Source organism: Homoserinimonas sp. (assembly GCF_056262345.1).
The window spans coordinates 1-4,852 of record NZ_JBACFR010000237.1 but is presented as its reverse complement, the minus strand read 5'-3'; the positions used below and the strand labels follow the sequence as shown (position 1 = coordinate 4,852).

Below are 4,852 nucleotides of genomic sequence, written 5' to 3'. Positions count from 1 at the left end.
CTCTGGGCAGCGCGCATCGCCTGCGCCGGCCTCAGCAGAGCTTTCGAGGGCACGCACGCCCAGTACGAGCATTCGCCGCCCACAAGCTCCGGTTCCACGATGACGGCGGTCAGGCCGCCCTGCACCGCCCTATCGGCAGCGTTCTCGCCGGCAACCCCAGCACCAAGAACAATCACGTCGTACTCTGCGGTGGTCATCTGCGCTCCTCACCCTGTGGGGCGCTGGACGGAGCCCCTACGCAGTGCTTACCACCGCGCGCGGAGAGCGGGTTCAGGGAAAGGGCTAGCCAGCAGGAGCATGCGGGCGTCGACGTCGTGTCGTGAATGGAGTGCCCCCGGCAGGATTCGAACCTGCGACCAAGAGATTAGAAGGCTCCTGCTCTATCCCCTGAGCTACGGAGGCGACCCCCCAAGAATACCGCAGTAGCCGGGGATGATTTCCGCTCTCCGCGCCGCTGTGCGCTCCCTACTCCCGCTCTTCTGGATCCTCGAGCGGTTCGCTGTCGCGCGGGTCGTATACATAGGTGACGAAATAGGTGCCGCCCACTTCTCGCCAGCTCGTTGCGTCATAGTTGATCATGCTCTCCGCGCCCGACTCAGATGCGAGAACGGTGACCGAGTCATCCCATGTTCCATCGGTGCTGATGCGCCGCTCCGTTTGCCCGTCGCTCGGGCCTCCGGCGTAAACAACGATGTACTCATCACCCTTAGCCAGGGCAGGCCGTGAATCAGTCATGCTCTCTTAGTACCACCGCGCGCCGCTGCTGTCAGGGGCCAACGATAGGATCGAACAATGGCTAGCACCGCAGACCGACTCGTCTGGATCGATTGTGAAATGACGGGGCTCGACCTCGAAAACGATGAACTGGTTGAAGTTGCGGTGGTGATCACCGACTACGACCTCCAGATCATCGACCCTGGATTCGCGATTGTGATTAAGCCCGATCAGTCGGCGCTCGACAACATGAACGACTTTGTGCGCACTATGCATGAGAAGTCAGGGCTGCTCGAAGAGATTCCGAACGGAGTCTCTCTGGCCGACGCAGAGTTCGCGGTGAACGAGTACATCCTGAAGCACGTGCCCACTGCGGGCAAGGCGCCCCTCGCTGGCAACACCATTGGCACGGACCGTGCGTTCATCGCCAAGTACATGCCCAGGGTCGACAGTCACCTCCACTACCGAAACGTGGATGTCTCCTCGATCAAAGAGCTCGCACGCCGCTGGTTCCCCCGCGTCTACATCAACGCACCAGAAAAGAACGGCGGTCATCGGGCCCTGGCCGACATCCTCGAGTCGATCCGTGAACTCGAGTACTACCGCCGATCCGTGTTCGTTTCTGACCCCGGGCCCACGACCGAAGAGCTGCAGCTCGTGTCGGCGTCCGTGGTGGAGAATTTCGCCTCCAGGTTGTAATACAATCGTCTAGTTGCCTTTTTCGCCCGGAGAAATCCGCGGAGAAAGCACATGGTGGGCGTAGCTCAGTTGGTAGAGCGCTGGCTTGTGGTGCCGGATGTCGCGGGTTCGAGTCCCGTCGTTCACCCCATCGAGGTAAACCTCACAGAAACGGCTCGGCTTCGGCCGGGCCGTTTCTCGTTTCACCGGGCCCGGTAGGAATGTGCGGATCAGCGCGCCTGCACGGGCAGTGCGCAGAGCGACGCGGCGTGTGTCAGGCTGGAAGCATGCCCCGCATTGCCGAACGTTCGCAGCCAACGCTGTCGGTTGCATCAGACACACCCTGGGTCGCAATCGTCTGGAACGACCCAGTCAACCTCATGTCGTATGTCTCGTACGTATTCCGCAGTTACTTTGGATACACCGCAGTCGAGGCCGAACGGCTGATGCTTGCCGTGCATCTCGAAGGAAAGGCCGTTGTGGCATCGGGCACCCGCGAAGAGATGGAGCGCCATGTCGAAGCCATGCACGACTACGGCCTCTGGGCCACGCTCGCGAAGTCGGGAGAGTAACCGGTGAGGCGATTTGAACGCGAAGCCGACGGCAGCTTCGTCGCACTGGCCGATGACGCAGAAATTGGCGTGCTCACAACGCTGGCGAGGCAAATTGCTGACCTGCTCACCGAGCGCTCCCCCAGCGACCCTGCCGTGCTGCGCCTGCTTCCGGATGCCTACGCCGACGACGCCGAGGCGGCATCCGAATTCCGTCGCTTCACCGAGGCAGACCTCGCCGCCCGCAAGGCCACCAACGCCCAGACGGTCGTGGAGACCCTGGAGTCGACGGGCGATGACGGTCGCATTCGGGTCGAGGCATCCCAGGCACTCGCCTGGCTTAAGACGCTCACCGACATCCGTCTTGTGCTCGCCGTTCGCCTCGACATCGACTCTGAGGACGACGACGACGGCCGCGAGACCGACCCCATGATGCGGGACGTCTACGACTGGCTGGGCTTCGTGCAGAACTCGCTCGTTGAGGCCCTCGATGCTTGACATGGGCGAAGACGAGTTCGAGAAGCTTGTTGTTGACGAACTCGATCAGCTGCCCGATGACATGGTCGATGGGCTCGACAATGTGATCTTTGTGACGGAGGCCCGGCCACCCAACGGCACTCTCGACACGCTCGGCGTCTATGAGGGGGTCGCCCTGACGGAGCGCGGAACTTACGGCTATGGCGAATTACCCGATCGCATCGTGCTCTTTCGGGAACCGCTGCTGGCGATCTGCGACGACATCGGGCAGCTCCGGGACGAGATCCATGTGACCCTGGTTCACGAAATCGCGCACTTCTATGGAATCGACGACGCGCAACTGCACGAACTCGGCTGGGGCTAGTCAGGCGTCTGGCTGATCGCGAGCCCTGCTAGTCCTGGGGCCGGCTAGTCGTGAGGCTCTGACCGCGGCGGCTGCGGACCGCTGCGGGGCCGGCCCGTAAGCAGCGCTGCTGGCCGGATGCTGTCCCGCCCGAATCGGCGCGTCACCCCGTCGACCGTGCGCTCCGCATCCCGCCAGCTCTCGTCCGCATCCCACAGCGACGGTTGTGCGCCACCCGCCGGCGCGAGGTTCTCGGCCCGCACTCCGATGAGGCGCACGGGCGGATGCTGCCCCACCGCCTCGTAGGCGGCCCTGGCCTCGGCATAGATTGTGCGAGCGAGGTCCGTGGGCGCCGCCAGCCGCCGGGCGCGGGTAATGGTGGTGAAGTCTCCGTATCGAAGCTTGAGGGAGATGGTGCCCGCCTCGCTGCCGGCCGCGCGCAGCCGAGCGGCAACCTTCGTTGACATTCGGAGGAGCTCTCGATTGAGCACGTCGTCGTCGTCGATATCCGTCTCGAAGGTCATCTCATGGCCGATGCTCTTCTCAACCCGGCCCGGGCTTACGGTGCGCGGATCGATTCCGTTGGAGAGCTCATGCAGTTTGGTGCCGAGCGCATCGCCGAGGGTCCGCCTCAGCACCGGGAGCGGCGTATGCGCAATATCCCCGATGGTGTGCAGCGCCTGCCGAAGCAGGGTCGCCTCGGTGGCGGCTCCCACCCCCCAGAGCGCAGAGACGGGCAATGGGTGCAAAAACTCAAGGGTCTGTGCGGCCGGGATGACGAGCAGCCCGTCCGGCTTTGCCCGTCCCGAGGCGAGCTTGGCCACGAACTTGGTTGAGGCCGCCCCCACAGAGCAGGCCAGACCCGTCTCGTCGCGAACCCGCTGCCGAATCAGCTGTCCGACCTCGGCCGGGGTGCCACGCACCCGACGAGCCCCCGCGACGTCGAGGAACGCCTCGTCGATGCCCAGCCGCTCCACCAGCGGCGTCATATCGTCGAAGATCGCCATGACCTGGGATGAGAAGTGCTGATACTTCTCGAAATGGGGTTCGAGCACGACCGCGCGAGGGCAGAGCCGCATGGCCTGGCTGAGCGGCATCGCCGAACGCACTCCGAACCGGCGGGCCGGATAGTTGGCGGCAGTCACCACCGAGCGAGCGGATTTGCCCGCGACCACGACGGGCTGGTCGACGAGATCGGGCCGGTCGAGTAGTTCGACCGAGGCGAAGAACGCATCGAGGTCGACGTGCAAGATCGGGGAAGTGGTGCTGTCGACGGAGGCAGCACTGACCTGCCGCGCCGAACCGTCTTGCTTACTCACCGATTCAGGCTAGACCAGCCCGCCGACATCCGAATCCATGCCGGATGTGGCGGAGCCCACCCGCCCTCTGCGGCGCCTAGCCGATTCGGGCTGCGATCCACGCGTAGGGGTCAACGGAATCGCCGCCGCCGGGGTGGACCTCGAAGTGGAGGTGCGGGCCCTGAGCGTTGCCTGTTGCCCCCACGAGGCCAATAACCTGGCCGACGCCCACACTGTCGCCAACGCTGAGCGTCATCGATCCAGCCTGGAGGTGGCCGTAGACGCTTGTTACGAGCTGGCCGCCGATGGTGTGGCTGATGGTCACAGATACGCCCATGGCGCCGGAGGATGAGGGGCTAGCGCTGCTGACGGTGCCCGAGGCCATCGCGCTCACCGGCGTGCCTGCGCCGGGGAAGATGTCCATGCCGTGGTGAAAGTTTGAGTAGCACGCTGCGCAGTCGCGGGGCCCGTAGCCGCTCGCGACAGCGCTGCCGAGGGGCAGGGGGTACTGCAGGCCAGCGACCATGGCGACCGCGGGCGCCTTGGCGACGGGGGCAGGCTTTGGTGCACTGACCGCCGTGTAGGTATCGCGCACCACGGGAACGATCGGCGTTGCTGCCACCGCAGCGATCGAGAGGGACTGCGCTGGTGGCTCGACCGCCGCCACCGCGGGTTGGACGGGCTGCGCTGCCGCAGGAACCGCTACTCCCGCGATCGCAGCGATCAACAGCGCTCCGGTGGTTGCCGCGAGACGAGTGCGCAGAGTTTTGACGGCGTGCACGCCGTGGAGG

General features: G+C 64.7%; 8 protein-coding genes and 2 tRNA genes. 5 read left to right on the top strand and 5 right to left on the bottom strand.

Features of this window, described 5'->3' with window-relative positions; all coding sequences use genetic code 11:
* The 3 genes from AC062T_RS11460 to AC062T_RS11450 all read right to left on the bottom strand — a co-directional run.
* Positions 1–197: FAD-dependent oxidoreductase (locus tag AC062T_RS11460; RefSeq protein ID WP_476030146.1), on the bottom strand; the 197-nt coding region annotated here is incomplete at its 3' end.
* Between the two features lie 132 nt (positions 198–329).
* Positions 330–402, bottom strand: a tRNA-Arg gene (locus AC062T_RS11455).
* 63 nt (positions 403–465) lie between these two features.
* Positions 466–735 carry an oligoribonuclease gene (locus tag AC062T_RS11450; protein WP_476030144.1) on the bottom strand — a complete coding sequence of 90 codons (270 nt, stop codon included), beginning with the start codon at positions 733–735 and terminating at the stop codon, positions 466–468.
* Positions 736–792: 57 nt separating this feature from the next.
* Between AC062T_RS11450 and orn the strand changes: the two genes are divergently transcribed.
* The 5 genes from orn to AC062T_RS11425 all read left to right on the top strand — a co-directional run bounded on the left by orn (position 793) and on the right by AC062T_RS11425 (position 2,784).
* Positions 793–1,413, top strand: coding sequence for an oligoribonuclease (orn, locus tag AC062T_RS11445; RefSeq protein ID WP_108517002.1), 621 nt, complete (start codon positions 793–795; stop codon positions 1,411–1,413).
* A gap of 54 nt (positions 1,414–1,467) precedes the next feature.
* Positions 1,468–1,543 (top strand) — tRNA-His (locus AC062T_RS11440).
* A gap of 136 nt (positions 1,544–1,679) precedes the next feature.
* Positions 1,680–1,964 (top strand): ATP-dependent Clp protease adapter ClpS, encoded by a 285-nt coding sequence (gene clpS, locus AC062T_RS11435; protein ID WP_108517004.1) that lies wholly within the window; start codon positions 1,680–1,682, stop codon positions 1,962–1,964.
* Positions 1,965–1,967: 3 nt separating this feature from the next.
* On the top strand, positions 1,968–2,441 hold the full coding sequence (locus AC062T_RS11430; RefSeq protein WP_476030141.1) for a DUF2017 family protein: 474 nt from the start codon (positions 1,968–1,970) through the stop codon (positions 2,439–2,441).
* On the top strand, positions 2,434–2,784 hold the full coding sequence (locus tag AC062T_RS11425) for a metallopeptidase family protein (RefSeq protein ID WP_108517006.1): 351 nt from the start codon (positions 2,434–2,436) through the stop codon (positions 2,782–2,784). Before AC062T_RS11430 ends, AC062T_RS11425 begins: the two co-directional genes overlap by 8 nt.
* Positions 2,785–2,828: 44 nt before the next feature.
* Here AC062T_RS11425 and dinB read toward each other — a convergent pair whose 3' ends face one another.
* Complete coding sequence (dinB, locus tag AC062T_RS11420) at positions 2,829–4,082, bottom strand: DNA polymerase IV (protein ID WP_476030139.1); 1,254 nt, start codon at positions 4,080–4,082, stop codon at positions 2,829–2,831.
* A 76-nt stretch (positions 4,083–4,158) separates the two neighbouring features.
* Positions 4,159–4,852: M23 family metallopeptidase (locus tag AC062T_RS11415; protein ID WP_476030137.1), on the bottom strand; the 694-nt coding region annotated here is incomplete at its 5' end.

Bases quoted from the DNA above. Each gene is read 5' to 3' on its own strand.
- AC062T_RS11450 (WP_476030144.1), bottom strand. From the start codon at position 735: ATGACTGATTCACGGCCTGCCCTGGCTAAGGGTGATGAGTACATCGTT.
- orn (WP_108517002.1), top strand. From the start codon at position 793: ATGGCTAGCACCGCAGACCGACTCGTCTGGATCGATTGTGAAATGACG.
- clpS (WP_108517004.1), top strand. From the start codon at position 1,680: ATGCCCCGCATTGCCGAACGTTCGCAGCCAACGCTGTCGGTTGCATCA.
- AC062T_RS11425 (WP_108517006.1), top strand. From the start codon at position 2,434: ATGCTTGACATGGGCGAAGACGAGTTCGAGAAGCTTGTTGTTGACGAA.